General features: G+C 61.4%; 30 protein-coding genes. 11 read left to right on the top strand and 19 right to left on the bottom strand.

The genetic code is table 11. The features are described from left to right. Positions 1 to 13: 13 nt before the first annotated feature. Positions 14 to 1123, bottom strand: a complete 1110-nt coding sequence (gene hppD, locus ATY76_RS13280; RefSeq protein WP_088675219.1) for a 4-hydroxyphenylpyruvate dioxygenase — start codon at positions 1121 to 1123, stop codon at positions 14 to 16. Positions 1124 to 1252: 129 nt separating this feature from the next. Here hppD and ATY76_RS13275 point away from each other — a divergent pair, with 129 nt between their 5' ends. Further along, positions 1253 to 1750, top strand: a complete 498-nt coding sequence (locus ATY76_RS13275; protein WP_088675218.1) for an Lrp/AsnC family transcriptional regulator — start codon at positions 1253 to 1255, stop codon at positions 1748 to 1750. A gap of 21 nt (positions 1751 to 1771) precedes the next feature. Here the strand turns inward: ATY76_RS13275 and ATY76_RS13270 are convergent, their stop codons facing one another. Further along, the gene (locus tag ATY76_RS13270; protein ID WP_088675331.1) at positions 1772 to 2233 is read right to left on the bottom strand and encodes an Lrp/AsnC family transcriptional regulator; all 462 of its coding nucleotides are present in this window, start codon (positions 2231 to 2233) and stop codon (positions 1772 to 1774) included. Between the two features lie 123 nt (positions 2234 to 2356). Between ATY76_RS13270 and ATY76_RS13265 the strand changes: the two genes are divergently transcribed. Further along, positions 2357 to 3148, top strand: a complete 792-nt coding sequence (locus ATY76_RS13265; RefSeq protein ID WP_088675217.1) for a phenylalanine 4-monooxygenase — start codon at positions 2357 to 2359, stop codon at positions 3146 to 3148. A gap of 73 nt (positions 3149 to 3221) precedes the next feature. On the opposite strand, the gene ATY76_RS13260 is transcribed toward ATY76_RS13265, so the two are convergent. From ATY76_RS13260 to ATY76_RS13230, 8 genes are all read right to left on the bottom strand, one after another. After that, positions 3222 to 3665 carry a hypothetical protein gene (locus ATY76_RS13260; protein WP_088675216.1) on the bottom strand — a complete coding sequence of 148 codons (444 nt, stop codon included), beginning with the start codon at positions 3663 to 3665 and terminating at the stop codon, positions 3222 to 3224. Positions 3666 to 3674: 9 nt separating this feature from the next. Further along, on the bottom strand, positions 3675 to 4031 hold the full coding sequence (locus ATY76_RS34185; RefSeq protein WP_088675215.1) for a hypothetical protein: 357 nt from the start codon (positions 4029 to 4031) through the stop codon (positions 3675 to 3677). A 50-nt stretch (positions 4032 to 4081) separates the two neighbouring features. Beyond that, entirely contained in the window at positions 4082 to 4645 is a 564-nt protein-coding gene (locus tag ATY76_RS13250; RefSeq protein WP_088675214.1) for a hypothetical protein, read from the bottom strand. Between the two features lie 343 nt (positions 4646 to 4988). Continuing rightward, complete coding sequence (locus ATY76_RS13245; protein WP_088675213.1) at positions 4989 to 5303, bottom strand: hypothetical protein; 315 nt, start codon at positions 5301 to 5303, stop codon at positions 4989 to 4991. A gap of 119 nt (positions 5304 to 5422) precedes the next feature. Continuing rightward, positions 5423 to 6016, bottom strand: coding sequence for a BA14K family protein (locus ATY76_RS13240; RefSeq protein WP_088675212.1), 594 nt, complete (start codon positions 6014 to 6016; stop codon positions 5423 to 5425). After that, positions 6013 to 6177, bottom strand: a complete 165-nt coding sequence (locus ATY76_RS33700; RefSeq protein ID WP_190233644.1) for a hypothetical protein — start codon at positions 6175 to 6177, stop codon at positions 6013 to 6015. Before ATY76_RS33700 ends, ATY76_RS13240 begins: the two co-directional genes overlap by 4 nt. A gap of 51 nt (positions 6178 to 6228) precedes the next feature. After that, positions 6229 to 7092, bottom strand: coding sequence for a DUF1236 domain-containing protein (locus ATY76_RS13235; RefSeq protein WP_088675211.1), 864 nt, complete (start codon positions 7090 to 7092; stop codon positions 6229 to 6231). 114 nt (positions 7093 to 7206) lie between these two features. After that, entirely contained in the window at positions 7207 to 7605 is a 399-nt protein-coding gene (locus ATY76_RS13230; RefSeq protein WP_088675210.1) for a DUF1236 domain-containing protein, read from the bottom strand. Between the two features lie 198 nt (positions 7606 to 7803). Between ATY76_RS13230 and ATY76_RS13225 the strand changes: the two genes are divergently transcribed. Then, a complete protein-coding gene (locus ATY76_RS13225; protein WP_088675209.1) occupies positions 7804 to 8073 on the top strand; it encodes a hypothetical protein in 270 nt (89 codons plus the stop codon). Between the two features lie 17 nt (positions 8074 to 8090). Here the strand turns inward: ATY76_RS13225 and ATY76_RS13220 are convergent, their stop codons facing one another. The 3 genes from ATY76_RS13220 to ATY76_RS13210 form a co-directional block, all read right to left on the bottom strand. After that, positions 8091 to 10865 carry an EAL domain-containing protein gene (locus tag ATY76_RS13220; RefSeq protein ID WP_088675208.1) on the bottom strand — a complete coding sequence of 925 codons (2775 nt, stop codon included), beginning with the start codon at positions 10863 to 10865 and terminating at the stop codon, positions 8091 to 8093. Continuing rightward, complete coding sequence (locus ATY76_RS13215) at positions 10862 to 11833, bottom strand: FecR domain-containing protein (protein WP_088675207.1); 972 nt, start codon at positions 11831 to 11833, stop codon at positions 10862 to 10864. The genes ATY76_RS13220 and ATY76_RS13215 overlap by 4 nt, the downstream gene beginning before the upstream one ends. Before the next feature lie 115 nt (positions 11834 to 11948). Beyond that, positions 11949 to 12797, bottom strand: a complete 849-nt coding sequence (locus ATY76_RS13210; RefSeq protein ID WP_088675206.1) for a methyltransferase domain-containing protein — start codon at positions 12795 to 12797, stop codon at positions 11949 to 11951. Between the two features lie 162 nt (positions 12798 to 12959). Here ATY76_RS13210 and ATY76_RS33695 point away from each other — a divergent pair, with 162 nt between their 5' ends. From ATY76_RS33695 to ATY76_RS13200, 3 genes are read left to right on the top strand one after another with little or no spacing between them, the layout of a single operon-like run. Continuing rightward, on the top strand, positions 12960 to 13136 hold the full coding sequence (locus ATY76_RS33695) for a hypothetical protein (RefSeq protein WP_190233643.1): 177 nt from the start codon (positions 12960 to 12962) through the stop codon (positions 13134 to 13136). Positions 13137 to 13196: 60 nt separating this feature from the next. Continuing rightward, positions 13197 to 14585 (top strand): sensor histidine kinase, encoded by a 1389-nt coding sequence (locus tag ATY76_RS13205; protein WP_088675205.1) that lies wholly within the window; start codon positions 13197 to 13199, stop codon positions 14583 to 14585. Positions 14586 to 14587: 2 nt separating this feature from the next. Further along, entirely contained in the window at positions 14588 to 15211 is a 624-nt protein-coding gene (locus ATY76_RS13200; protein WP_088675204.1) for a response regulator transcription factor, read from the top strand. Between the two features lie 13 nt (positions 15212 to 15224). Here the strand turns inward: ATY76_RS13200 and ATY76_RS13195 are convergent, their stop codons facing one another. Then, positions 15225 to 15680 carry a hypothetical protein gene (locus ATY76_RS13195; RefSeq protein ID WP_245309854.1) on the bottom strand — a complete coding sequence of 152 codons (456 nt, stop codon included), beginning with the start codon at positions 15678 to 15680 and terminating at the stop codon, positions 15225 to 15227. A gap of 327 nt (positions 15681 to 16007) precedes the next feature. Between ATY76_RS13195 and ATY76_RS13190 the strand changes: the two genes are divergently transcribed. From ATY76_RS13190 to ATY76_RS13170, 5 genes are all read left to right on the top strand, one after another. Further along, on the top strand, positions 16008 to 16505 hold the full coding sequence (locus tag ATY76_RS13190) for a DUF883 family protein (RefSeq protein ID WP_088675330.1): 498 nt from the start codon (positions 16008 to 16010) through the stop codon (positions 16503 to 16505). After that, a complete protein-coding gene (locus ATY76_RS13185; RefSeq protein WP_245309852.1) occupies positions 16505 to 16915 on the top strand; it encodes a GFA family protein in 411 nt (136 codons plus the stop codon). Before ATY76_RS13190 ends, ATY76_RS13185 begins: the two co-directional genes overlap by 1 nt. Positions 16916 to 16949: 34 nt before the next feature. Next, a complete protein-coding gene (xth, locus tag ATY76_RS13180; protein ID WP_088675202.1) occupies positions 16950 to 17741 on the top strand; it encodes an exodeoxyribonuclease III in 792 nt (263 codons plus the stop codon). A gap of 77 nt (positions 17742 to 17818) precedes the next feature. Next, positions 17819 to 18049 carry a hypothetical protein gene (locus ATY76_RS13175; protein ID WP_088675201.1) on the top strand — a complete coding sequence of 77 codons (231 nt, stop codon included), beginning with the start codon at positions 17819 to 17821 and terminating at the stop codon, positions 18047 to 18049. Between the two features lie 5 nt (positions 18050 to 18054). Then, the gene (locus ATY76_RS13170) at positions 18055 to 18237 is read left to right on the top strand and encodes a hypothetical protein (protein ID WP_088675200.1); all 183 of its coding nucleotides are present in this window, start codon (positions 18055 to 18057) and stop codon (positions 18235 to 18237) included. Positions 18238 to 18251: 14 nt separating this feature from the next. Here ATY76_RS13170 and ATY76_RS13165 read toward each other — a convergent pair whose 3' ends face one another. From ATY76_RS13165 to ATY76_RS13145, 5 genes are read right to left on the bottom strand one after another with little or no spacing between them, the layout of a single operon-like run. Beyond that, on the bottom strand, positions 18252 to 20330 hold the full coding sequence (locus tag ATY76_RS13165; RefSeq protein ID WP_088675199.1) for an FAD-binding protein: 2079 nt from the start codon (positions 20328 to 20330) through the stop codon (positions 18252 to 18254). A gap of 13 nt (positions 20331 to 20343) precedes the next feature. After that, positions 20344 to 21513, bottom strand: a complete 1170-nt coding sequence (locus ATY76_RS13160) for a Gfo/Idh/MocA family oxidoreductase (RefSeq protein WP_088675198.1) — start codon at positions 21511 to 21513, stop codon at positions 20344 to 20346. 25 nt (positions 21514 to 21538) lie between these two features. Next, positions 21539 to 23194, bottom strand: coding sequence for a GMC family oxidoreductase N-terminal domain-containing protein (locus ATY76_RS13155; RefSeq protein ID WP_088675197.1), 1656 nt, complete (start codon positions 23192 to 23194; stop codon positions 21539 to 21541). A 9-nt stretch (positions 23195 to 23203) separates the two neighbouring features. Continuing rightward, a complete protein-coding gene (locus ATY76_RS13150) occupies positions 23204 to 24742 on the bottom strand; it encodes a GMC family oxidoreductase (protein WP_088675196.1) in 1539 nt (512 codons plus the stop codon). Positions 24743 to 24756: 14 nt separating this feature from the next. Then, positions 24757 to 25872, bottom strand: a complete 1116-nt coding sequence (locus ATY76_RS13145; RefSeq protein WP_088675195.1) for an ABC transporter ATP-binding protein — start codon at positions 25870 to 25872, stop codon at positions 24757 to 24759. Between the last annotated feature and the right edge of the window lie 65 nt (positions 25873 to 25937).

Here is a 25937-nt window from a genome sequence, read left to right as displayed (position 1 = left end):
GATCGCCTGGAGTTTACTCCGCTGCAGTGCCGATGACACCACGCTTGATCTGATCGGCCTCGATCGACTCGAAAAGCGCGCGGAAATTGCCTTCGCCGAAGCCCTCGTCGCCCTTGCGCTGGATGAATTCGAAGAAGATCGGGCCGATGACGGTTTTCGAGAAGATCTGGAGCAGGATCTTCGTCATGCCGCCATTCACGACACCTTCGCCGTCGATGAGGATGCCATGCTTCTTCATGCGGTCGATCGGCTCGCTATGGCCGTTCACGCGCTCATAGGACATGTCGTAGTACGTCTCCGGCGGACCCGGCATGAAGCGCAGGCCGTTATCGGCAAGCCTGTCGGTCGCCTCATAGATATCCTCCGTTCCCACGGCGATATGCTGAATGCCCTCGCCCTTGTACTTCTTCAGATATTCCTCGATCTGGCTCGTATCGTCCTTCGATTCATTCAAGGGAATGCGGATCTTGCCGCAGGGCGAAGTGATGGCGCGGCTGACAAGGCCGGTGATGCGCCCATCAATATCGAAGAAGTGGATCTGCTTGAAATTGAAAAGGTTGCGGTAGAAATCCCACCACTTGTCCATGTTGCCGCGGAAGACATTGTGGGTGAGATGGTCGAGATAATAGAAGCCGATCCCTTTGGGGCGCGGATTGGGCTCGCCAAGCCAATCGAACTCGGCATCGTAAGCCGATCCCTTGGCACCATAGGCCTCGACGAAATAGAGTAGCGAGCCGCCGATGCCGACGATGGCGGGAACGTCGAGCACCTTGTCATCCCCTTCGTAGAGAACCGCGCCTTTCGACACCGCATGGTCGAATGCGTGCCTGGCGTCGACGACACGCCATGCCATCGACGGGGCGCAGGGGCCATGTTGTTCGACGAAGCGGGCGCCATGGCTGCCGGCTTCGGCATTCAGGATATAGTTGATGTCACCCTGGCGCCAGACGGTGATGTCTTTCGTCTTGTGCTTGGCGACGGCGACGTAGCCCATGCGCGTGAAAAGCTCGGTGAGCTTCTCGGGCTCCGGGTGGGCAAATTCGACGAATTCGAAGCCGTCGGTACCAGCCGGGTTGTCGCCGGTGATTTCCGACGGCGGCGCATCATGCGGAAAAGGGCCCATTTTCTCCTCCTCGAGGACTGAACTTTGACTGCGCAAAGTGTGGCCCAAAACGCGTGCAAAGTTCTTGCATTCTTCATATCGGGGGAAGATATTATGCACGTTTCGTGAGCGTTTTGGAGATTTCGCGCAATGGATGAGCAACTCGATAGATTGGATTTTCGCCTGCTTCAGGAACTCCAAAAGGACGGGAGGCTGACGAACAACGAGCTGGGCGAACGGATCGCGCTTTCGCCCTCACAATGCTCGCGCCGGCGCACGCGATTGGAGGCTGAAGGTTACATCCGCAGCTATCGCGCTTACCTCGACCGGCAGAAACTGGGCCTGGATATGCTCGTGGTCATCTCCGTGACGCTTGCGACCCACAACAGAGACAATGCCCGCCGCTTTTCCCAGCTTATCAACGGTCTGCCGGAGGTTCTCGAAGCCTATGCGCTGACCGGCGAAATGGATTACCATCTCAAGGTCGCGACCCGCGGGCTCGCCGACCTCTCCAAATTCGTCAACGATGTTCTGCTGCCGCATGAATCGGTGCAGCACGTGAAGACGTCGATCGTGCTCAATACGCTGAAGACATTCGAGGGCTTTCCGATCCATATGCCGGGCAGCGCGCATGGCGATGCGCGGTAACGCTGAGCCTCGTTTCAAGCGTCAGATCGGCAGTTCGGTCGAGAATTTCAGCTCGCGCAGCACGAAGCTGGAGACGACGGTGCGTACATGCGGGTTGCGCATGAGATAGCGCGTCATGAAGGCTTCGTAGCTTTCGACGTCGCGCGCCCGAATCTTCAGCATATAATCGAAGGCGCCCGACAAGGCGTAACATTCCATGATTTCAGGACGATCCAGCACTACCGACGCGAAGGAGGCGACCGCCTCTTCATGGTGATCCTCCAGCGTCACATGCGCGATCACGCAGAGCTTGAGATCGAGTTTACCGGGATCGAGCAGCGTCACCCGCTTGCGGATGACGCCGTCGGCTTCCAGTTCCTGGATCTTTCGCCAGGCCGAACTCTGCGACATGCCGGCCTTTTCCGCCAGGTCCGCCAAGGAGAGGCTGCCGTCGGCCTGGATGAGCTGCAGAAGCTTGCGACGAAAATTCCCAGTTTCTTTCATTTCTTGATCCATCTTCGGGAATATTTTCCAACAGTATGGCAATCTCCAGCACGAAAGAAAAGAAAATCCTCCAAAGCCGGATCATAATGGCAGCAACAGCGCCGTGCCTGGGAGGATCAGCCTATGACCAAGGAAAGCAGCTACACCGCCAAACTGCCCGGACCGGACGGTCTCTACGACTATACTCCTGAAGAAGATGCGATCTGGGGCGAACTCTACCGGCGCCAGATGAAGATTCTCGCCGATACGGCCTGCCGCGAATATCTGGACGGCGTGAAAATGCTGGGCCTCCGCCCCGACAAGGTTCCCCAGCTTCTCGACGTGAACAGGCGCCTGAACGAGACCACCGGCTTCGGCGTCGAAGGCGTGCCGGCGCTCATACCGCCCTCGCGTTTTTATGAGCTTCTGTCGCAAGGCAAGTTCCCGCTCGCCACCTTCCTGCGCCGTCGCGAACATATCGACTATATCGAGGAGCCGGATCTGTTCCACGAGGTCTTCGGCCATTGCCCGATGCTGACCAACCAGAGCTACGCTAATTTTATCAGACATTTCGGCGAAACCGCCCTGCGCCTTGGCAAGGGTTATTCGTGGCACCTGTTCCGCATCTTCTGGTTCACCGTGGAATTCGGCCTGATCAATACGCCTCAGGGCCGCCGCTGCTTCGGCGCCGGCATCGTCTCATCGCCCAGCGAAGCGAAGGCGGCGATGGAAGGCACGGCATGCGAATTCCGGCCTTTCGATCTCATGAGCGTGCTCAGAACACCCTATCGGATCGATATCCTTCAGCCGATCTACTATGTCATCGACAGTTTCGCCGATCTGGAAGCGATCGTGGAGCAGGATATCGAGGGCATGATCCTCAAGGCGAAATCGCTCGGTGATTTCGCGCCGGCTTTCGAAGCCAAAGCTTCGTGAACCGCTGACGGTAGGCGGCGAGAAAAGGCCGACATCGAGGATGCCGGCCTCAAGGCGAGTGCGCCATCCAGCGCTACTCCTCCGGCAGGATGATCTTCTGGTTGGTCGTGTTCTTGACCGGTTTTTCACCCGGGACGTGGGACATGGTGCGGGTCGTGCTTTGCAGCGTATCTCCGCCCACGCTGGTCTTGGTTCGTGATTTGCTGAACGTTCCCTGATCGACGGCCTGCGCTTTCGTCTGCGCCTTCAGCTTGTCGCCGCCATCGTTGATATGGGTCTGGCTCTTGGCCTTCCCATCGACAGTCGCAGCGCTTCCGCCGGATCCGATCGACGAGGTCGTTCCGCCATCCGTCCGGCATGTTCCGGCCGTACCTACCGAACTCGCCGAGGTGCCGCCGGCAGCGGCCGTCCCGCCGGTGCCGACTGTTCCGGCGGCATTGCATTCCTGCGCAGACACTGATGCCGTGGAGGCCAAGAGTGCTATCGAGATGGCTCCGATCATATTCGAGAGTTTCATGGCGATCTCCTATTTGTTCGGTTTCATCACCGAGCAGGTTCCGTCGGAACGCTTGGTAATGATCGTGCCATCAGGGCGGGTGACGCTGGCCGTCGAGAAACTATCGACGCTTCCAGATCCCGCCGAAGCGCCGGCCGAGGATGTCGATGAGGAACCGGAGCTCGTCGCTGCGCCACCTGTCGTCGTCGATGACGAGACGTGACCATTGCCTGCTGTCACCGTCGTGGAAGTACCGCCGCTTGCGGAAGCCTCGCCCTGGACCACCGTGCAGCTGGTGCCGTCATCGAGTTTTATCTCTTCGGACATCGCCTGCCCGGCGGCCAGGATAGTGGCGGCGGCCCATGCGGCTTTAGAAAAACGTGTCATTGTTCATCTCCTGGGTTGGCCGACGCCTGTCGAGGCGCCGGCCGGGACGTTCAGCAGGACTTGTTGTCTGCGCCGTCCTTCTTGAGCTGACCGGGGGCACAGCCCTTCTTGCCCTTGCTGTCGGACGAGCCGGCCGAGCTGGCGCCGGTGCCGACCGTGCTGCCGGTCTTGTCGCCGTCGGCGGACGAGGCGCCGGTCCCGACGCTGGAGGCCGAATTGGCATCACCGGAGCCGGCTGCTGAGCCGCCCGTGCCAACCGAGCTGCTGGAGGTGCCGCCGCCCGCCGACGAGCCGCCCGTTCCAAGGGTCGAAGCCGAGCCAGAGCCAGGGCCGGCCGCGGAGCCGCCGGTGCCGACAGTGCTGCTTGATGTGCCGCCGCCGGCCGATGAGCCACCTGTGCCGACCGTAGAGGAGGAGCCGGACGGGCAATTGGTGGATCCTGCCGCGCAGTCGCCGCCGGCGGAGCTGCCACCAGTACCGATCGTGCTGCTCGCAGTTCCGCCGCCCGCCGTCGATCCGCCGGTGCCGACAGTGCTCGACGACTGTGCGAATCCCGACACCGCCGTACCTGCCAGAAGTGCTGCTGCAAGTGCTACATGCGTTACCTTCATCATCGTGTATTCCTCCGTTTGTCATGAGTGCCGTCGCATCCGTTCTGGATGGATAGCTCTTTGGCAAACTACGGTTTTTGCTGACTGTTCCTCTGATAGGCATTCAGTCGGAGGAGCATCGGACTAAGGTCCAGCGTCTCACATTTTGGGCAAAGTATGCCCGTTTGACGCACCGCCACGGGCTGCGCCAAAATAGGAGATTCCTGCTCGTTTGCTCGGGTCGTCTCGGTCAGATCGATGGAGCACGCGCCTTCGCTCCTTTGGAGAATTGGGCCACGTCGCTCGCCGTTAGAGGGAATCCGCGGAGGTTGCATGCCGGGGCAACGGAAGTGCGCGGCGTCTCCTCTCAATGAACGGTCTTCGGCACCTTCCTCGCACGGGAAATGCCCTGGAGCGTCGCCATCAGTTTTTCAAACTCGTTCAGGACACGATTGAACTCGGCATCCTGCATTCCGGCAATTTCGGAGATCGTCGAGGAAACGGACGAGATCAGCGTGTCGATCCAGACGCAGTGGTCGGCTGGCACGTTTCCGAGAACCTCCTTCCGATGCGTTTTCAGCTCGTGAAGGATGCGCACGATCAGGGCACCTCGCTCCGCCCTGCTCAAAAATCTGAGCCTTGTCTGCGCCTGCTGGATTTCTGTTAACAGCGTCGTTGCCATTCCGATCTCCCGACCTGGAACACAACCGGTAACACAACCGCAGCGTTTGGAACATGGACCTTAGTCTGACCGTGCGGATCCGTCCGTTATGGTACGTCGGCCGCCACCGTCACCTATGATCAGTTCCTGGCGGCGACGATCTCGGCCACGGCATCTGGAGCCTGGCAGACGCGTCTCGGCCCATCCCATGGCTGATAGGTGTTGTCTTCCGGCCGATAAGATCTGTACCGGGCGGCACACCAGGCTGCAGCCTGCGGGTTTAAATATCCACCCATGTGTGCATCGGCCGCAGCGACAGTCTGCTGGAACGGCGAGGAACATTCGCGCACCTCGCCGCTGTAGGCTCGGTAACTGTTGGTCTCGGGATCGAAGGACCGATAGCGCTCCCTGCACCAGGAAAGGTGCTGGACCGAGAGCTTCGGCTGCGATGTCTGAGGTTCAACTAGAGAATGCACGGGTTCTGGCGCCGCTCGCGACGCCACGACCGCCGGGGCCTCCGTGACATAGCTGGAATAGAGGGGGGCAATACGTTCGTAACCCTGCTGCCGAGGGTCAACTTTTATCGGCTTCGTCGTCCACAAGTCGGGCGAGGCCAGATCTTTGAAGGTGTGAGGTCTGGTATCGGCCACGACATGCGATGCGATGGATGCGGCAGCTATGCAGGCTCCGACCGAACTGACGATGCCGAAGGCGGCGGATGCGATGGCGTTCATTTTCCCAGCCCTTGCTGTTGAACCTGGGGGACCCAGACCCGGCCGGCCGTGCTGCTTTGACCGCCGGTGGCGACGAGTGCTGCGAGCATGCCTGCGATCGCCAGCAGGATGGCGATCAGCGGCATGGCCAGCCCGGTGGATTTTTCTTCGGAATAGATCATGCTTCCTCTCCTCGGGCCCGGCGGCGGAGGCCGCCACCAGGCTGGCGGCTGTTATGCCGAGATGATGTAGACGATCGTGAATGCAGAGGGATCGACGATGACGATCCGGCCATCCGCAAGGATGAAGAAGCGGTAGGCCTTGTACTGCGGTACGATCTCCACGATCCGCGGCGGCAATGGCTCGAGCCTGATCGTCTTCGGAATGCTCGTGCCGACAGAGACCGTGAAGTCCACCTCCCGAACCGGCTCGACCTGAACTTCCTTCACCACCTGACGGATTTCCGTCTGCTGCTCGACCGAAATATTCACATTGGTCGTGTTGCTGGTTTCAGTCTTCGTGTTGCTGTTCTCGACATTCGTCTTGCTGTTCGTCTGGGTCTCGGTCGAGCCGCTGGAAGACTTGGTGTCCCCGGACTTCTGAGCGTCGCCGGACTTCTGGGTTTCGCCGGTACCGGTCGATGTGCCGGTGTCCTGGCTGCCGGCGGGTTTCTGGCTTTCCGTCGAAGACTGCCCCGGTTCGGACGTCTTCGAGCTGTCCGAGCTTCCGCCTGATGTATCGGTGCCGGTGTTACCGGAGCCGGTTTCGGTGGTTCCGGACTGCGCCTTGGCATCCGGTTGGGTCCCGGTCTGGCCTGCAGAACCGTCCGAAGAGGTTCCAGTCGAAGTGTCCGGCGCGCTCGCGTCTGAGTCGGAAGGCTGCTGCGCTCCCTCGCCGCTCGATGTGGCTGCGCCGCCCGAGGAGTAAGCACCGCCGGCGTCGGGCTGCTGGGTCGCACCATCGCTGGACTGGCCGCTTTGTGCGGCGCCTTTTTTGGGAAGGATCGGCGCATCCTGAGCCGAGGCGGACATGATACCGATTGGCGAGACGCCGATCGACAATGCCGTCATGAGGACGGCTAGTGTCTTGATCTTCATAACAATCTCTCTGTTTTTGGCCGCACGACGACTTCGCCGTCATCGTGCGGCGGTTCTCAGGTTCTAACGGTGAGTTCCGGAGGGAGGACGCGGTAGGCCGCGTCGGGGATCAGGTCATTTGATAACCTGGATCACCTTGCGAGACGACGGTTCGACGATGACACGTTCATCATTGACCACCGCGTAAGCATAAGTCGGGTCATCCGGAATAGGCGTGACGACGACTGTTTCCGGCAGGGGCTGGCCGACCACGATCTTTTCCTTCACGACTACGCGGGCCGACGGTGCCGGAGCCTCGCGGACATAGGTGACCACCTTTTCCGGCGGCGGATCGATCGCCGTACCAACGACCGCACCGGCAACACCGCCGACGGCAGCGCCAACAGGCCCACCGACGATCGCACCGGTGACCGCACCGCCGGCCGCGCCATTCACCGTAGAGGACTGGGCGAACGCCACGCCCGACATTAGGGTCGCGGCTGTTGCCGCACCGATGAGTAGCTTGGAGATCATATTTTCCTCCTTTTGTTTCGTTTGCGATCTTCGTAATCGCTGCCAACCCAACTAGTTAGCGCTGGCGTCGTTCCATGACTCAGACCTCAGTCTGATGTGCACCGGCCATAGGGCCTAATTCCATTTCAATAACCGCGCCGGACGCTATCTCAGGATTCAGAGGCCCAGCCTCGCAATCCAGGAGGAGCCTGAAGAAAGATGTCACGATCCAATCGTCGGGAGGCTGGACGCAGACGGCTGGCGATGCGCCTACCAGAGATACGGAAACTGATCATGGAGGCGCGCGACCCATGGCAACTCGAGCTCTTTGAAGCCTACCAGATTGCGGTCGAAGCGCGCGAAGCCCTACGCGGACAATCATCGCATGCGCACCAAGTCAGGGAGTATAACGAAACCTGCAGCGAAATCGAGCAGGACCTCATCCGCACGATGAGTGAGCCGTCTCGCGGGCAGATCTCCAACGGATAGACTGCGCTTCCAAGCTGTCATCTCCCGGCGGATAAAAGCTTTTCTTCGCCCCATCTGGTCAGCATGGCAACGGGCTCGCCCGGTCTCCCGAAGAGATAGCCCTGCCCCATCCTGCATCCGAGGCGACGCAGCGCTTCGGCCTCCGGCTCGCTTTCGATGCCTTCGGCGACAACTTGCAGGTTCAGGCCGTGCGCCAGGGAAATGATCGCCCGCACGATCTCGAAGGCGCCCGTATTGCCGCTCATCCGCCTCACGAAGGACTGATCGATCTTGAGCTTGTCGAGGGGAAGATCGGCCAGATAGCTCATCGAGGAGTAACCGGTGCCGAAGTCGTCCAAGGCAATGACGACCCCTCGCTCGCGCAGGGCGCGCATTTTTGCGATCGCAGGCCCGCCTTGGTCGATAAAGGCGGATTCCGTCAACTCGATGCACAATCGCGAAGGAGGAAGCCCGCTCGAGGAGAGCGCGGCGCTCACGTCGGCCTCCAGGTCGGAGCGCTCGAATTGAAGCGCCGAGACATTGACGGAGACGCTGAGTCCGTCAGGCCAGACCGCCGCCTCAGTGCAGGCTTCGATCAGCGTCCAGCGGCCGATATCGCAAATGAGGCCGGAGGATTCGGCGATCGGTATGAACTCCGCCGGAGATATCAATCCGAACTCCGGATGGTTCCACCGGATCAAGGCTTCCGCGCCGATAAGACGGCCATCGGCAAGTTCGACCTGCGGCTGGAACAGCAGAAAGAACTGGCGCCTGCGTAGAGCCTCATGCATGTCCCGCTCCAGCCGGCGAGAGCGTGCCTGGCGAACGGCGGTGGAGGGATCGAAGGATGACCATCGCCGGCCAGGCGCCGCCTTGGCAGCATCCAGCGCCGATTGCGCAGCGCCCGGAAGAGCGCCTGGAGCAGCGTCTCCCGAGCGCGCTATTCCAAGGTGGACGGAGATCGGCACGGCAACGTCTCGGATCAGGACAGGTTTTCCGAACAGCTGCAAAAGAGCATCCGCAAAGTCTTCGATCGGACGTGCGCCGGTCGCGGGGATGGCAATGCCAAAATGATCGCCATCCAGCCGCGCCAGCAGATCGCCGGCGAAGGCATTTTCCAATCTCGCCGCTACGGCCTCGATAAGCTCGTCCCCCGCGTCGCGCCCAAGCGTGGCGCACAGCGAGGAGAAACGCTCGATATCCAGCACGCAGACGAGGATCTCGCCCTGAAGAGTGGCTAGCCGGGAGGCGAATTCCCGACGATTGAGCAGCCCGGTGAGTTCGTCCAGCTCGGACAATCTCTGCAACCGCTCTTCATAGTCACGCCGTGCGGTGACATCCCTTATGATCAGCCAACCGGCAAATCGCGAGCGCGCTGTTGTCCGACGCGCATTCGGCTGTTCGAGCGGCGAGACCGTGATCGAGGCTTCGTAGTGAGCGGGCTCCGAGCTTCTGCTGCTGGAGAACTCCACGCCGGCCGTGTGCACCTTGTCCGGCTCAGCCTCGTGTTCGGAAATGAGCCTGCGCACAGCGTCGGTGATGGCGGCGCCAGCGTCACCGAGAAGAGACATGCCGACATCGGCTTGCAGCAGCGCCTTGGCGGATTGGCTCGCCTCGACGATCCTCAGATCACCGTCGAAAGCGACGACGCCGTCCGAACTGTCGGCGATAATCCGTTTCATAAGACGCCTTGTATTGCGCGCCTCCGTATTGGCCATGGCCACCAGCATCCGGCCAAGGTCGATACGCTCGTTGAGGGCAAGCATCCAGGCGAGCAACAGCATCGACCACAGAACCGCGGTTCCGATAAGGAGGCCGTATCGCCATTGCAGCTGGAATGCGGCGACCTCGCCGGTCACGGCGATGGCCAGTCCGGCCGCCACGAGCGTGATCATTCCGGCCGAACGGGTGCAGATCACGCCGAGAATGAGCAGGGCTGCAAACAGAAGCTCCAGCGGCGCCTGATCAAATGTCCTGAGAAAGCGGTTCTGAAGCAGCGTTTCGGCAGCGAGCACGTGAATGAGCGGACCGGCAATCGCTCCATGCACGGGCACGGCGAAAATGTCCTTCAGCTCAGCCGCAGATGCTCCCACCACGACAGAGCGGTCCTTGATCGCATCGGCCGGGACGGTTCCATCAAGCACGCCGGACAGGGAGAAGGTCGGAACGGTGTCGGGCCTGATCGAGTAGTCGATCAGCAAAGAACCGGCGCCGCCGTCGATCCTGCCGAGCGCGGCAGCCGCGGACTGGATGGGATTGCCATCAACCTGACCTCCCAGATCGAAGCGGCGAATGAACCCGTCCGCATCCATCGCGACATTGGCAAATACCGGCCAGGCATTTCGCAGGAACTTCGGAATCGGCTTTGTCACCGCCGTCTCAGACGATGACGCCGCCTCCTGCTGCCGGAACACCGGCAAGAGAACGCCGCCTCCCGACCTTTCCAGCGCCGATGCGAGGAGATCGTCCTCCTGCTTGCTGGAAGATGCGCTGAAATCGATGTCGAGGAAGATATCCCGGGCGCCCGACGCGACCAGCTTGTCGAGCAGTGTCGCATAGGTGCTCCGCGGCCACGGCCACGTTCCGACGGCGTCGAGGGAATGCTTGTCGATGGCAACGAAGACGATGTTGCCGGTGGCCTGGCGGGGCGCCCATTCGAACCGCTTGGCAAATAGGCTGTTGTTCACTCCCCGAAGGACATCAGCCCCGGCCAGCGGCAGCGCCAGCATTGCGGCGATAAGCAAAATACGAAGCGTGACGGTGCTGATACTACCGGAGAGATAATCTCCAGCCGCCTTAGCGATGACTTTCACTTGTCCTTGCCTTTACCGCTTCCGCCTGAGTCCTTACCCTTGCCGCCGCTATTGTTGTCGCCCTTCCCGTTGTTGCCGTGGCCGCTGGAACTGCCGCCGCTATCGTTATCGCCCTTCCCACTGTTACCGTGACCGCTGGAACTGCTGTTACTTTTGCCGCCGCTATTGCTGTCGCCCTTCCCGCTGTTACCATTACCGTTGCTGCCGCTGTTGCCGTTTCCGCCCGTGCCATTGCTGCTGCTTCCACTCCCCTTGCCGTTTCCGCCCACGCCGGCCTTGCTGGAGTTGGTGTTCTTGGCTGCTGCCGAAGGTGTATTCTTGGCTGCGGATGCTTCGACTGCGCCGGCAAGCTTGGTGGTGGCGACGGCCGGAACCTTGGCGACCGATGGAGCAACCGAGGTGATTTTCGGTTTGGACAGCTCGCCCCTCACCGTCATGCCCGCCTTGTTGTCGACGGTCGCGCTCTGGCGCGGCCCGACATTCGACAATTGGCCGCTTGCGAATGAAGTGACCTGGACCAGCCCACGATCAACGGAGACAGACGCCTTCGTCTTGCCAACGGTTACGTGGAAGACGGTTCCTTTTACGACGGCCGCGAGGTAGGGCGTCTGCACCGTCGTATGAGGCTGGCTGCGCTTCTCGATTTCAAGATCCAGAGATCCGACCTGCTGGACGACCTCGGTCTTCCTCGCCATGACCCCGCTGGTGGTTATCGAGGCGAGTGTATTCGGCTGGAATGTGATGCTCTCGACGCCCCTGGCAAGTTGAAGGCGCCCGCGCGGACCAGTCGACACCCATGCCCGGTTCGGGACCACCTCGCCGGCGTGTAGATCCAGCCAGTTCGCCCTATCGACAGTATATTTTGCTTGAGTAGTCGCCTTGACCACCCGCCAGTCATCGGCAGCCGCGAATGCGGCTGTCGTCAGCAAGATCGACGCCGCGAACAAAAGTCGGAATATTATCGACATGAAATGATCACCCCAGATTTCGCCTGAGTGAACCATGTTCGAATTAAGAATAATTATAAGAAAGAGCGTGGATTTTCGGTATCGCTGATTGGTACGCGGGCGTACGCAGCCACCGTTATGCAATACGGCCGACGACCACGAAGGCGCTCATGCCGCCGCATGGCCGAACCCCGTATCGCGATTCCACCTGCGCGGCGACCGTATCGACGATCTCGCCGATGCGCCCCGGCGCCCGCCCTTCGATTTCCGCCCTGAGCGGAGAGCCCAGGCAAAAGGCAGCAGCCACATCATGGGCGGCTGCGATGGAGGTCAGCTCGACCCGATCGCAGGATACTGCGTCAAACCCTGCCGAAGACACCTGCGCCTTGATCGAACGAGGTTCGAAATAGGAATATGGCAGGCGCCTCAGAAAGTCCGGCGGATCGGACGGGAAGAGATTTGCGAGACATTCGTCCACGCATCTTCCGAAATCGTTGGCTGCGATTGAATCCCACGTCGCGAATAGAAAATGGCCTCCGCTGCGCAGCACTCTTGCGGCCTCGCCATACGCCTTCGGCTTGTCCGGAAAAAACATCACGCCGAACTGGCAGACGACAAGATCGAACATCTGGGGTGCGAAGGGGAGATCCTGGGCATCCGCATGCATCCAGTGCGTTCTCGACATCGTCAGCGTCGGCGCGCCGACGTCGATCATGGCTTGGCTCAGGTCCGTCGCCACGATCTCCGCTGCCGGATCGAGCCTTGCCCGCAGAGCCCGCGTCAGAGCGCCGGTCCCCGCCGCGACCTCGAGAACGCTGGTCGGCTTCAACCGTTCGGCAATCGTCGCCAGCTCCAATGCATAAGGCTCGAAAAGTATCGGCACGAGGAGGCTCTCGTAAAGGTCGGCAACCCCTTCTCCGAACGGCGCGGAAGACGCGGCGGGCGCGACGCCGGCGTCATATTCGATATCTGCGGAGATCGTCACTCAGAGGCCTCCAAACTCAGCTCATTCGACTTGAAATATGCCTGGATCTGCTGATGTCCACAGGGCTCAGACCATGGTCCTACCGCTGCCCGACCGAAGTCCATCGCGTGGAACGCGCAACGATTGGCTCCGTTTTCGAAACAGACCGAAGGAGATCCTGATATGGCTCAGAGCAGCAGATCCAGAGTGAACAATGCCTGGAGCGCGTCCGTCATCGCCCTCGTTATCGTTCTTGCCGCCCTTCTTTATGTCTTCGGCGCAGCCATGTCGGGCGATACCGGCCAATTGACCGAAAGCGTCAAAGGCGCCGATGTCTTCGATACCAGAAATATCCCATGACACTGTTTGGAAAACTCTAAAGACGCGATAGTTTAGCGGAAAATCCTGGCCGGTATCAAAATGAATTGGCTTCGCCGCTGGAATGCCCGCTCCCTCGCCTCCCAGTTCTTCATTACGGGTGGGCTGATCTCGATTGCCGCCACGGTGCTGGTCGGCATTTTCGTCACTCACCTCATCGAGGAGGCCGTCATCCATAATTCCGGCGCGGCGACGGCGCTGTACGTGGATAGCGTGGTCGCGCCGCTGCTTCCCGACATGCAGAAGGAATCCATGCTGGACGAAGTCAGCGCTCAGGCGCTCGACGAGACGCTCGGCCAAGGGGCGCTCGGCAAGCGCCTCGTTTCGTTCAAGCTTTGGAGAAGCGACGGCACCATCCTCTATTCGAACGAAAAGGAGCTGATGGGGAAAAAGTTTCCGGTCAATGACAAGCTTCAAAGGGCGTTCGCGGGATCCCTCGTCGCGCGCTACGAGATCGCCGACGATCCGGAAAGCAGCAAGGAGCGCGCACTCGGCAAGCCGCTGATGGAAATCTATAACCCCGTGCTCCAGCCCTGGTCCGGCCAGGCTGTCGCCGTACTCGAATTCTACGAGACGGCGGAAGGGCTCGGCGACAGCCTGGCGCACGCCAGGCTCCGGAGCTGGGCCGCCGTTGCCACCCTCACGGCAGTCTTTTTCCTTGTTCTCTCTATATTGGTGTTTCGCAGCAGCCGCATGATCGAGGCGCAGCGCAAGGATTTGAGAGGACGGGTCCAGGAACTGTCGGCGCTGCTGGCGGAGAATCGCGGGCTTCAGCGGCGGCTGCAGCGCGCTTCCCAGCGGGCGGCGGCGCTCAACGAAACCTATCTGCGCAGCATCGGCGCCGACCTGCACGACGGTCCGGCCCAGCATATCGCCTATGCCTCGCTGCGCCTCGACAGCGACTTGCTGGTCAACGCCTCCACCCAGCCCGAGGCGCGGGAAAAAGAGCTTGCCTGGATCCGCTCCAGCCTTGCCGAGGCAATGACGGAGATCCGCAATATCTGCAGCGGGCTGGTGCTGCCGCAGATCGAGAAATCCTCGATCACCGAAATCGTCACCCGGGTCGTCGAAGTTCATCAGCACAAGACGGAAACCCACGTCGAGACTGATGTCGATGAGGATGGACCCGAACTTGCTACCGCCGTGAAGATCTGTATCTATCGCTTCGTCCAGGAAGCCTTGAACAACGCCTATCGTCACGGCGGCGGCATTCAGCAGGCTGTCAAGGCGGTCTCGCGCAATGGTCACGTTCGCGTCGAGGTCAGCGATCGCGGCGACGGCTTCGACCCGAACGAGGTAAGGCCGTCAAGCCTTGGCCTCGTAGGACTTCGGGAGAGGATCGACAGTCTTGGAGGGTCCTTCGACGTGAAGACAGGCGAAGGAGGGACGACCGTGACCATGATCTTCGAGCCTATGGAAGTGGGAGATTAAAAATGGCATCAATCACAATCGGCGTCGTGGACGACCACCCGCTTTTTCGCGAGGGCGTAACGCGCAGCTTGTCCGAGATCAGCGACTTCGTCGTCGTGGGTGAAGGCGCCAGCAGCGATGACGCGGCGATGATCGCGGCGAATAACCGCCCCGATGTCATGCTTCTCGACGTCTCGATGCCTGGCGGCGGACTGTCTGCGATCGGCCACGTCCTGACGCGCAGCCCCTCGACGAAGGTGCTCATGCTGACAGTGTCGGAGGAGGTGGACACGCTGGTCGGCGCTCTGCAACGCGGCGCGAAGGGCTATGTTCTCAAAGGCGTCGGGTCTCGCGGTCTCGCCGAGGCGATCCAGACCATCATGGGCGGAGCGCGATATATTTCGCCGACGATGTCAGCAAAGGTCATGGAGAAGTCGTTAAAGATCGAACCCTCCGAAAAAAACAGCCTGACGCCGCGGGAACGCGAGGTGATGGATCTGGTCGCGCAAGGCTTGTCGAACAAGCATATCGGCTTGCGTCTGGATCTGCAGGAAAAAACGGTGAAACACCATATGACACAAATTCTGAGCAAGCTCGGCGTCACAAACAGGACCGAAGCGGCCCTGCGGTGGCGTGAACAGAACTAGAGCCGGAGTTGCCTTAGCGGAAGAAGCGGCTCAGTCGCCTAGCATCGTTAGTGGTTGCCTGCCGGCTTATGATCGTCCTGCCTTTCGAGTCCTTCATGGTGTAGCGGCCGCTCTGGAGGGTTTCGGTGATACCGTTCGCATGACGAACATCGATCGAACCATCGGAATCCTCGGTAGCTCTCGCTGCTGACGATCCTTTCGACGAGGACGAAGATCCGGAGTTTCCGCTGCTGCTGCCGGAACTGCCGCTTCCGCTCCCTCCTCCGTTGCCGTTGCCGTTGCCGCCGCCTCCGCCGTTGCCATTCCCCCCGCCGTTACCGCCGCCGTTTCCTCCGCCGTTGCCGTTGCCGCCGCCATTGCCGTCCTTTGCTTCGGCGCGTTTCGTTGTCACGACAGGAAGAAAGCCGGTAAGATTCAGTGTCGCTGGAGATGCGGCAGCCACGAGGGCGACGGCAGCGCCGCCGCTCAATCTCAGAAAATCGCGTTTCGAGATACTAGTCACACAGCCTCACTCATGCGTACTCAGCCTTATTACAACTCTCTATATTTTCGTTTTTTTTAGCATCGAATGCAACCGGACCTAAGTGCCAAACATTGCAAGACTTTGGTCTGGTTTGCCTCATGGAGAGCCCCCAAGCCGGCAAAAACCGCCGGATATGCTGGCGACGATGGACAGCGTGCGGGCACTTCGGCCACCCCTCCGATAGCCGTTATCGTCGAAGGCGAAAATGCATTCTTCCGGAACTTCTTTCCTCGTCGTCGCTTTCATTGTCGAAGAACAATGGAGGAATCCCTGATGGCAAATCCCAACGAATCTCCGGCAGTCCAATCCCTGCGCAAGGAACAGGCGGAGCAGCGGAGCCGGGCTCGAAAAGGCGAGCTCGATAGAGGAATCGAGGCCACTTTTCCGGCGTCCGACCCGGTGTCGGCCACTCACACATCCATACCCGCCGGCCGCGCCGACACCGAGGCTGTTGAGCGCGTGGCTCGGGAGCCGGATCTCTCTCAGCTCGACGAGGAATTCCCGCTCGTGGATCAAGCTTTGCGCTCCACCGGCGAGACCGATGGCTCCTCCGACGGTTTCAAAACCGATCATCAGGAGATGCGCGCGCTTCGAAAGGAAGCTGGGCGGATAGCAGAATCTGCTTCAGAGCTGGCTTCGGGAACCGCCCGCGTGGCAAAGGCTGAAGCGCGCAGCGTCGTGCGCGACATCGAAGACAGGATCCGCGAGCAGCCGCTGACGGCGGTCGCGATCGTTGCCGGCATCGCCTTCGTCTTCGGCGCGACGCGGTAATGTCGGCTACGGCGATGCATTGGACCGGCGGCTGCCTGTGCGGCGCCTGCCGATACGAATTCGCAGGCGAGCCGCCGCACTCGGGATACTGCCACTGCGACATGTGCAAAAAGGCGACCGGCGGTCCCTTCGCGGTGCTCGTCCAAGCCAGGATCGCCGATCTTGTCTGGACACAGGGCGCGCCGGCCTCCTATCGATCTTCGCCGATCGCGACCCGCGGTTTCTGCGGCAAATGCGGAACGCCGCTCTATCTCCAGTATGACGGCGACGAACTGATCCGGGTGACGGTCGGTTCCCTCGACACGCCGGAGAAGATCCGGCCGGCCGGGCATTACGGCGTGGAAAGCCGCCTGGATTGGGCCGATTGCGGGGGCGGGCTTCCGGAGGAAGAAACTCAGGAGCGTTTTTAGAGCGCGGGGCAAGGCGTCGACCGGCGGGGGTCACATGAGGATCGCGACATACAATGTCAACGGGATCAACGGCCGCCTCAACATCCTGCTGCGCTGGCTCAAGGAGGATACTCCCGATATCGTCTGCCTCCAGGAATTGAAGACGGACGACGCCAGATTTCCGCGCAATGAGATCGAGCGGGCCGGCTACGGCGCCGTCTGGCACGGACAGCGATCCTGGAACGGGGTCGCCATCCTTGCAAGAGGCCAGACACCGATCCTGACACGGCGCGGGCTTCCCGGCGATCCCGACGACACCCACAGCCGCTATATCGAAGCCGTTATCGACGGCGTCGTGATCGGGTGCCTGTATCTTCCCAACGGCAATCCGTTCCCGAGCGCGAAATTCGACTACAAGCTCCGCTGGTTCCGCCGCCTCGACAGCTATGCCGCCGAACTCCTCGACCTTGGCGTGCCGGCGATTCTCGCCGGCGACTTCAACGTCATGCCGACGGAGATCGACGTCTACAAGCCGGAGCGCTGGCTGGACGATGCCCTTTTCAGGCCGGAAGTCCGCAAGGCCTATGCTCGTCTCGTCGCCCAGGGCTGGACCGACGCCGTCAGGCACCTGCACCCGGGCGAACGCATCTACACGTTCTGGAAATATTGGCGCAACAGCTTCGAACGCGACGCCGGGCTCCGGATCGACCACTTCCTGCTCAGCCCGACAGTCGCACCCTGGCTCCGATCGGCAAGCGTCCGGAGAAAGCCGCGGGGTTGGGACCATACGAGCGACCACGCGCCCGTCATGATCGAGCTCGACGTTTCCGGAGCTGAAGGCCTGTGAGCTGCGCTGCCGCCGACAACGAGGGAGACAGGGAACCCACGATGGCGGCTGGAGTTACGCATGAAAGGAGATTGCCGATGCCTATCAATTCCATCCCCGAGTCTGCAAAGATTCCGCCGAAGTCATTGAATGAGGACACCCAGGACGACGAGCTGCCTGAAACCAATATCGACGACCAGCGCAAGCCGCCGATCAATATGGGTAATAGCCGCCAGGCGGGCGACGGGGCCACCGAGGCCGACCCTCACACAGGTCGCGCCGATCCGAAGGGCCGCATCCCTGCCCCGCAGTTCTCCAACCGGAAGTGACCGCCATGGATGAGAGCAAGAACTACCTGAACACCGACGAGATCCAGGCCGACGACCAGTTGTCACCGAAGCCCGTTGAGGGAAAGGATCCGCCGAGGCATGTGCGCAAAAGCGAGGAAGCCGTCGCCGAAGGTTCCGACGACACCGAACGCGTCCGGGTTCCGCCGCCGGTTCCTAATCCCGATTGATCGGCAGACGGCATTCATCCATCAAGATCGTAGATGCGGCCAGTCAACCAGGCCGGCCAGTCACGCTCGAAGAAGGATCTGGCGTTTTCATCAAAGGTGCGGTTCACACGGGTCGAAAGCCCGATTTGATCCCCATCCAGCCGAACGACGATCTGCTCTTCCCGATGCGCCGGGCGTTCCTTCCGGAAGCGGTAGTCCTGCAGCGGACCAGAGCGCGCCAGCGGAAGGGATTCGCCCTGCACGTCGCATATCGCCCGCGCACCGCGGCTGCCGCCGCCATTGCGGATGAAGAAGTCGAGCGCGCTGAGCACAGCTTCCGATGCCAGCGCCATATGCCGCCATTGCACGGCTCGAACCGCTTCCGCGCCGCGGCTGTAGGCGACGCCTTTCTTGCGGATTTCAGCATTCAACTCGCGTGCTTCGATCAAAGCCCCGCTGACGCTTTCCTGATCGCAGAGGATGCCCGCCTTCTCGCTCATGCGCGCCTGGATTTCCGCGCGGAGCGATTTGGCGGTCAGCGGGCTCTCGGCGCGGAGAGCGCCCAGAAGGCTGCCGATACCGACCTCCGCGATCGCTGTTATATCCTCTGCCGCGGCCCGCTTCGCCCTGCCGCTCGCGCTGATGTGCTCGGCCGCCCGCGTGCCGAACACCTGCCCGGCATTCAGCGCCGCCCCACCGGGCCTCGTCACGCCATGCGTGCCTGCCGCCTCCCCGATCGCGTAACAGCCCCCGACATTGCTGCGGCCCCAGGTGTCGACCATAATGCCGCCGTTCATGTGCTGGTTGTTGACCGCAAATTCCAGCGGCTCCTCGGCGATATCGATTTTGTAGCGGCGATAGAGCTCGATCGAGAGCGGGTTCATATGCTTCAGCCGGTCGATCGGCATGGCCTGGCTCGCGCCGGCTTTGCCGAGATAGGCTCGGACGTCTTCGTCCAGCCTTTCCAGGCCGAACGGCAGGTCGCCCGGCACCGGCAGCGGGTTGCGGTTGAAATCCATGAAGACGCGTCGGCCGGCGGCGGTCTCGCGGTAGATGGCGAGGTCGACCAGGCTCGATCCGAAATCGAGCATGCGCGTCGCGTGAAAAGGCCATTGGTAGCCTTTGCGAAAGACGTTCGACGCCAGCTCCTGCGTGCTGCGATAGTATTCGGCCAGAAAATGGTGTTCTCCGCCTTCGGCATCGACCGAATAGATATGCGGGATCGCCTGGACATAGGTGCCGGAGAGATTCCATGGGAACCCTTCCCTCCGGGTTCCAATGCCGAACTGGCTTTCGGTCAGGTTCACGAGCTCGACGCCCGCCTCCAGGGCGAGCCCCAGCGAGCCGAAACAGCCGTTTGGATAGACGCTGTCACGATAAAGCTCGCCCGGTCCGCCGGCCGCAAGCACGATCACATCACTGACGAAGAGGGCGATGCCCAGCGGGTTTTCCTCGGTACGGTCGCCCGCGCGCATGGCGAGCATGCCGACGACGTGACGGCCCGCTCCATCGCCCTCGGTGAGGATCTTGACGGCTGTGGTCTGATTATAGAACGGCACGCCCAGCCGGATCACCTCCTCGGCCAGCACCTTGACCATCAGCCGCGAGGTGCGTGGCCCACAACTCGTGGCGCGGCCGACCTCGTCATGGTCGGTTTGATATCTCAGCGTTCCGCCAAGCGGATCCTGCGGCAGCGGCAATCCCAGGAACTGCAGCGATGCCATCATGCGGGACGAGCCTACCGCCTCGACATAAGCCGTATCCTCGTCCATGGCGCCGCCACTGCGGATGGCCCGGGCCATAGCCTTGTAATTATCGCCCTGGTCGGCCGTGTTTGCAGTGTGGAGGGTCTGCTTGTCCGATCCCGAGCAGGCCGAGGTTCCACCCCATGCGCTCTGGCTGACGATGACGACATCATCGCCGCGCCGCTTCATTTCCACCGCCGCGCGCAGACCCGCCGCACCCGATCCGACGACGACGCAGCCGGCTCGATAGACCGGCACTTCGACGCAGGCGAGCCGGCTTACTTCCGAAGGCGCAGCCTCGGGAGGAAGCCGCGGCATGTCGACGTCGGTCAGCGCGTCAAGAATGTCCTGCGGAACGTCTATGGTCATCGGCGCGTCTCGATCAGTTGAGCGGGATATCGATCCAGCGTCTCTGCCGGGAGGATTCCATGCAGGCGTCGACGATCTGGCAGATGTGGTGGCCCGTATCGAATGTCGGCCACATCGGTTTCATGGCGACAATCGAGCGGATGACTTCGGCAACCTCGATGATCTTGCTTTCGTTGTAGCCTATGCCGAAATTCGGCAGAGGAAGGAAAGCACGGAACGTCGGATTCTCCGGTCCTACGTCGATCTCCCGGAAGCCGCGCCGTCCCGTCCGATCGTCATTCGAATAGAAGCGCAGCCGGTTTATCTCGTCATAGGCATAGGCGATGCTGCCTTTCGTTCCGTAAACTTCATAGGTCTGCATGAACTTGCGGCCGGTCGCCACACGGCTGAAATCGACGATGCCTCCGGCGCCGTTCTCGAACCGGCACAGCACATTCGTTGCGTCAGGGTTGGTGATATCGGCCCAGGATTCGCTTCCCGTAAGCTTCACCTGCTCGCCATAGGCAAGTCCTTCGACAACGGGTCTCTGCGGGGTGACAATGAGATTGTCGGCGATTAGGGAGCTGACGCGGCCGACCAGGAAATCCATGAAGCTGAAGATATGCGAACCGGTATCGCCAACGATCCCCGTCGGCGCGAGCTTTCCATCGGCACGCCACATGAAGGGCGCCATGGGATCACCATACATGTCGACGTGCTGGCAGCCGCGAAACAGCTTGATCTCGCCGATCTCGCCCGACTGGATGATGTCTTTCGCCAGATCATGAACGGGGTTGCGGGGAAAGGCATGTCCCACACGGGTGATGACACCCTTCTCTCTTGCAATATCGGCAAGCTCCCGTGCCTCATCGGCGGTATTTGCCAAGGGCTTTTCGCAATAGACATGCTTGCCGGCCAGCAAGGCCGCCTTGGCCACGGGATAATGAAGATGATCAGGCAGGCAGATGTCGACCAGGTCGACATCTGGATCGGCAACGGCCGGGTGCCAATCCTGCAGAATCTTTGCACCCGGCGCCCTGCTGGCAAGGTCCTTTGCGACGTTCGGATTGCCGTCGACAAGGGACACGATCCGCGCCGTTCCATCGGACACGCCGAAGAAATGCGGAAAGGTCTGGTAGGCCATGGTGTGGACCTTGCCCATCCAGCCCGAGGCGCCAAGCACAGCAACCCTCACTTCAGACATTGTCGTTACTCCTCTCGAAAGGGCTTTACCGGATTTCGGCACGGGCGCGCGGCCTCGTATCGTTGCGTTCGTAGGCGAAGATGGCGGAAGGCAGCGGCGGCAGGCCCCGAATGAGATCGGAACCCTTTTCGCCGACCATGATCGTCGGCGCATTGGTGTTGCACGAGGGCACGCGGGGCATGACCGAGGAATCGCAGACCCTGAGACCTTCCAGGCCATGGACCCTGAGATCGAGCCCAACGACCGCGTCCGGCCCTGTTCCCATCTTGCAGGTGCCAACCGGATGGTGGTCGGTCTTGGCGTTGGCGCAGCCGTAGTCGAAGAGCTGCTCGTCGGTGATGACCTTCGGCCCGGGAAGCCTTTCGGCTAGGACAAAGGGTTTCAACGCCGCCTGCTGCATGATCTCGCGCGCAACCTTGAGCCCTTCCAGGGACATCTTCACGTCGTGGGGATCGGACCAGTAATTCGGATCGATCAGTGGTGCCGCAGCCGGGTCGGACGACGACAGCCGAACCGTGCCGCGCGAACGCGGATGCAGATAGGCGGAATTGAGTGTCACGCCGGCATTCTTGAGGCGTTCAACGCCCGCTTCGATGCCAGAGCCCAGACCGAGGTGGAATTGGATATCAGGAGACCGTGCATCAGGATCGGCGTACCAGAAGCCGCCGGTCTCGAAGAGCGACGAGGCGACCGGGCCGGTGCGGAACAGGACATATTGGATCCCGGCCCAAAGCGTGCGGTGGAGCTTTGCGACGCCGTCATAGGTGTGGTCGCCGGTGCATTCGGCGATGACGAAAAGATCCAGGTGATCCTGCAGGTTGCCGCCGACACCAGGCAGATCGTGCGCCACCTTGACGCCGACCGACGTCAGATGATCGGCCGGCCCTATGCCGGATTGCAGAAGAAGCTTCGGCGAGCCGATCGCGCCTGAGGAGATCAAGACCTCGCGTTCGGCGCGCACGATCTCCGAGCCGTTTGACGTTGCGATCTCGACGCCGGTCGCACGGCTTCCTTCGACAATGATCCGCGCGACCCGCGCGCCCGTGCGCACCGTCAGGTTCTTCCGGTCCTTGATCGGCGAGAGATAGGCAAGCGAAGCCGACGAACGGCGGCGGTTGCGCTGCGTCAGCTGATAAAATCCGACGCCGGCCTGCTGTCGACCGTTGAAGTCGTGATTATAGGGAATACCGAGTTCCTGCCCCGCGCGGATATAGGCGTCGCAGATCGGCAGCGGCGCGGCAGGCATGGAGACGCCGAGCGGACCGCCATAGGCATGATAGTCGTCAGCGAAACGCTGGTTGTCTTCGGCGCGTTTGAAATAGGGCAGGATCGAACGGTAATCCCAGCCCTCGCAGCCGTCTTCGCGGGCCCAAAGATCGTAATCCGCCGCGTTTCCGCGGGTATAGAGCTGCGCGTTGATCGACGAGCCGCCGCCGATGACCTTCGCCTGCGTATAGCGAAGCACCCTGCCCTTCATATGCTTCTGGGGAACGGTTTCCCATCCCCAGCTGGCCACGCCCTTGGTCATCTTGGCGAAGCCGGCCGGCATGTGAAAAAGCGGATTCCAGTCGCCGCCGCCCGCTTCGAGCAGGAGAACGCGGATATCAGGGTCTTCACTCAGACGGTTCGCAAGCACGCATCCTGCAGGACCGGCGCCCGTGATGATGTAGTCGAATGCCATTTTACTGTCCTATTTGAGGCCGGCACGCGCCAGTGGATCGGCTCGCGCCTGCAAGTCCTTCGATGCAATATGGTCGGCCACTCTGAGCGCCTGGCTGGCAACGGTGAGCGCAGGATTGACCGCGGCCGACGTCGGCAGAAACCCCGCATCGACGACGAAGAGGTTCTCGTGGTCGTAGGAACGGCAGTAGGGATCGAGCGGCGCGGTCGCCGGGTCGTTGCCGATGCGGATCGTTCCGCATTGATGGGAAGGCGTGCGCTTGTCGAAGGGCCTCGACAGCACGATCGGAAATCCGATCGATTTCAGAATCGCCTTCAGCTTGGCAACAAGGGCGAGATGGGCGTCCCAGTTGGTTCGCTGCCACTGCAGGACGATCCGGTCTCCATCCACCATGACGCGGCTTTCGGGATTGGGCACGTCCTCGCTCATCGCATAGAAGTCGATGGCATGGTTCGTGATGAAGCGTAAGAGCCATTCCGGCGCTTGCGGCAGGGAGCCCTTGAGAACCCTTTCGGAGATGCGGCCCAAGAGCTGCACGTTGCCGAGCGGCGGTCCTCCCTCCCCGTCGGAGAGATAGAAGTCGTTGAAGGCAAAGGTCTTCTGGTAGACGGCGGTGTTCCTGAACTTCGGCGAGACCGCGATGACCGCGGATGCATTGTGGTTCATGAAGTTGCGGCCCACCTGATCGGAAGAGTTCGCCAGCCCCCTTGGGAAGCGGTCGTTTTTCGAGCGCAGGAGAAGCACGGACGACTGGACCGCGCCGGCCGAGAGGATCACGATGTCGGGTGAGATGGTCAGCGTCTGGCCGTTCCTGACGTAGGTCACGCGGTCGATCCGGCTCGCCGCTGCCGTCTCGAGCTTCGTCACGCGCGCATTGGTTTCGAGCCGCACGTTTTCGTGCTCCAGCGCCGCCGCCAGTGCTGCGGTTTCGGCATCCATCTTGCCATCCCGGGAATTCGGATGCGCGTCCCATGGCGTCCGCGCCTTCGAAAGCCAGGCATCGAGATCCAGGCCGAGCGGCAGGGAAGAGGGATGCAGGCCTTTCGCCTGGAGACGGGCCCTGACATCGGCAATCGGCGCCTCATCCGGAACAGGCGGGTATTCGTAAGGAGCCGAGTGATACGGCTCGGTCGGGTCTTCGCCGAGGCTGCCGCGGACATGGTAGAGGCGTTCGGCCTTCGAGTACCAGGGCTCCAATTCCTCATAGGGAAAGGGCCAGGCTGGCGAGACGCCTTCCCGGTGCTCGATGACGCCGAAATCCTCTTTGCGGTAGCGGGACAGGACAGCGCCGTAGAACTTCGAATTGCCGCCGACATTGTAGTAGTTGCCGGGGTTGAAGCCCTTTCCGTCCGCTTCGTACCAGGTCTCCTTCGGCCGGAAATGGCCACGCTGAAAGATTGCGCGCTGGTCGCGATTGACGGGAAGGTCGGCGATGTGGTCGCCCGCCTCAAGGATCAATATCCGGGCGCCGGTGGCGGCGAGGCCAGCGGCGACCGTGGCGCCGCCGACTCCCGAGCCGATGATGACGATGTCTGGTGCGCTGCTCATGTTCGTACCAATCGTCACGCGATCCGGGCCTGTGTCTGAGGATCGAAGAACACCGCCTTGTCGAGATTGAATGCGAGCCGCGCCGTCTGGCCGGCGCTGATGCGCGCGTCAGCCCGCAGACGGGCAACGACCTCCTTGCCGCCGAGCTTCGTCACCGCGAAGGTGTCGGAACCGGCAGGCTCCACCACTTCGATCAGGCAATCGCTTTCCGCGATGGTGCGGGCATTCCGATCGGCGCCCTCCGGATCGGTGAGCGCCTCCGGCCGGATGCCGAAGACGATCTGCTTGCCGGCATGGGAGACAAGCGCATCCCTCCCCGGCGCCACAGGCAGCCTGATGGCATCGCCGCCGGCTCGCGTCAGCGATACGGCGAGACCATTGGAATCTTTCTCGACGGTACCGGAAAGCAAATTCATCGCCGGTGATCCCATGAAGTCGGCGACGAACATGTTTGCGGGATTGTTGTAGATCTCGGCGGGCGTTCCGAACTGCTGGACGATGCCGTCCTTCATGACGGCGATGCGGGTTGCGAGCGTCATCGCCTCGATCTGGTCGTGGGTGACGTAGACGATGGTCTTGCCGGTCGCCTGATGCAGCCGCTTGATCTCGATGCGCATGTCGACGCGCAGCTTGGCGTCGAGGTTGGAGAGCGGCTCGTCGAACAGGAAGAGCTTGGGATCGCGCACCAGCGCCCGGCCCATGGCGACGCGCTGGCGCTGGCCGCCCGACAGCTGGCTCGGCTTGCGGTCGAGCAGATGACCGATCTGCAGCACCTTGGCGACCTTGTCGATCGCCTGCTTGCGCTCTTGTGGCGGCACGCCGCGCATCTCCATGCCGAAGGCGATGTTGCCCGCCACCGTCATGTTCGGATAGAGCGCATAGGACTGGAACACCATGGCGATGTCGCGCTTGGACGGATGCAGGCCGTTGACCGGGCGGCCATCGATCCGGATCTCGCCGGAGGTGATCGTCTCCAGCCCGGCAATGGTGTTGAGCAGGGTCGACTTGCCGCAGCCGGACGGGCCGACCAGCACCAGGAAGCCGCCCTTTTCGAGTTCGAGGTCGATGCCCTTGAGGATGTCGACGGCGCCGAAGCGCTTTCTGAGGCCGGAGATTTCGAGGAAAGCCATGGGTTACCCTTTGACTGCGCCCGCCATCAGGCCACGCACGAAGTAGCGGCCGGCGAGGATGTAGA

The sequence above is a fragment of the Rhizobium sp. R339 genome, assembly GCF_002211395.1.
In the GTDB taxonomy this organism is placed as follows: domain Bacteria; phylum Pseudomonadota; class Alphaproteobacteria; order Rhizobiales; family Rhizobiaceae; genus Rhizobium.
This window is presented reverse-complemented; position numbering and strand designations above follow the sequence as displayed.

Coding starts and splice junctions, on each gene's coding strand:
- hppD (WP_088675219.1), bottom strand. CDS start 1,123: ATGGGCCCTTTTCCGCATGATGCGCCGCCGTCGGAAATCACCGGCGAC.
- ATY76_RS13275 (WP_088675218.1), top strand. CDS start 1,253: ATGGATGAGCAACTCGATAGATTGGATTTTCGCCTGCTTCAGGAACTC.
- ATY76_RS13270 (WP_088675331.1), bottom strand. CDS start 2,233: ATGAAAGAAACTGGGAATTTTCGTCGCAAGCTTCTGCAGCTCATCCAG.
- ATY76_RS13265 (WP_088675217.1), top strand. CDS start 2,357: ATGACCAAGGAAAGCAGCTACACCGCCAAACTGCCCGGACCGGACGGT.
- ATY76_RS13260 (WP_088675216.1), bottom strand. CDS start 3,665: ATGAAACTCTCGAATATGATCGGAGCCATCTCGATAGCACTCTTGGCC.
- ATY76_RS34185 (WP_088675215.1), bottom strand. CDS start 4,031: ATGACACGTTTTTCTAAAGCCGCATGGGCCGCCGCCACTATCCTGGCC.
- ATY76_RS13250 (WP_088675214.1), bottom strand. CDS start 4,645: ATGATGAAGGTAACGCATGTAGCACTTGCAGCAGCACTTCTGGCAGGT.
- ATY76_RS13245 (WP_088675213.1), bottom strand. CDS start 5,303: ATGGCAACGACGCTGTTAACAGAAATCCAGCAGGCGCAGACAAGGCTC.
- ATY76_RS13240 (WP_088675212.1), bottom strand. CDS start 6,016: ATGAACGCCATCGCATCCGCCGCCTTCGGCATCGTCAGTTCGGTCGGA.
- ATY76_RS33700 (WP_190233644.1), bottom strand. CDS start 6,177: ATGATCTATTCCGAAGAAAAATCCACCGGGCTGGCCATGCCGCTGATC.
- ATY76_RS13235 (WP_088675211.1), bottom strand. CDS start 7,092: ATGAAGATCAAGACACTAGCCGTCCTCATGACGGCATTGTCGATCGGC.
- ATY76_RS13230 (WP_088675210.1), bottom strand. CDS start 7,605: ATGATCTCCAAGCTACTCATCGGTGCGGCAACAGCCGCGACCCTAATG.
- ATY76_RS13225 (WP_088675209.1), top strand. CDS start 7,804: ATGTCACGATCCAATCGTCGGGAGGCTGGACGCAGACGGCTGGCGATG.
- ATY76_RS13215 (WP_088675207.1), bottom strand. CDS start 11,833: ATGTCGATAATATTCCGACTTTTGTTCGCGGCGTCGATCTTGCTGACG.
- ATY76_RS33695 (WP_190233643.1), top strand. CDS start 12,960: ATGGCTCAGAGCAGCAGATCCAGAGTGAACAATGCCTGGAGCGCGTCC.
- ATY76_RS13205 (WP_088675205.1), top strand. CDS start 13,197: ATGAATTGGCTTCGCCGCTGGAATGCCCGCTCCCTCGCCTCCCAGTTC.
- ATY76_RS13200 (WP_088675204.1), top strand. CDS start 14,588: ATGGCATCAATCACAATCGGCGTCGTGGACGACCACCCGCTTTTTCGC.
- ATY76_RS13190 (WP_088675330.1), top strand. CDS start 16,008: ATGGCAAATCCCAACGAATCTCCGGCAGTCCAATCCCTGCGCAAGGAA.
- ATY76_RS13185 (WP_245309852.1), top strand. CDS start 16,505: ATGTCGGCTACGGCGATGCATTGGACCGGCGGCTGCCTGTGCGGCGCC.
- xth (WP_088675202.1), top strand. CDS start 16,950: ATGAGGATCGCGACATACAATGTCAACGGGATCAACGGCCGCCTCAAC.
- ATY76_RS13175 (WP_088675201.1), top strand. CDS start 17,819: ATGCCTATCAATTCCATCCCCGAGTCTGCAAAGATTCCGCCGAAGTCA.
- ATY76_RS13170 (WP_088675200.1), top strand. CDS start 18,055: ATGGATGAGAGCAAGAACTACCTGAACACCGACGAGATCCAGGCCGAC.
- ATY76_RS13165 (WP_088675199.1), bottom strand. CDS start 20,330: ATGACCATAGACGTTCCGCAGGACATTCTTGACGCGCTGACCGACGTC.
- ATY76_RS13160 (WP_088675198.1), bottom strand. CDS start 21,513: ATGTCTGAAGTGAGGGTTGCTGTGCTTGGCGCCTCGGGCTGGATGGGC.
- ATY76_RS13155 (WP_088675197.1), bottom strand. CDS start 23,194: ATGGCATTCGACTACATCATCACGGGCGCCGGTCCTGCAGGATGCGTG.
- ATY76_RS13150 (WP_088675196.1), bottom strand. CDS start 24,742: ATGAGCAGCGCACCAGACATCGTCATCATCGGCTCGGGAGTCGGCGGC.
- ATY76_RS13145 (WP_088675195.1), bottom strand. CDS start 25,872: ATGGCTTTCCTCGAAATCTCCGGCCTCAGAAAGCGCTTCGGCGCCGTC.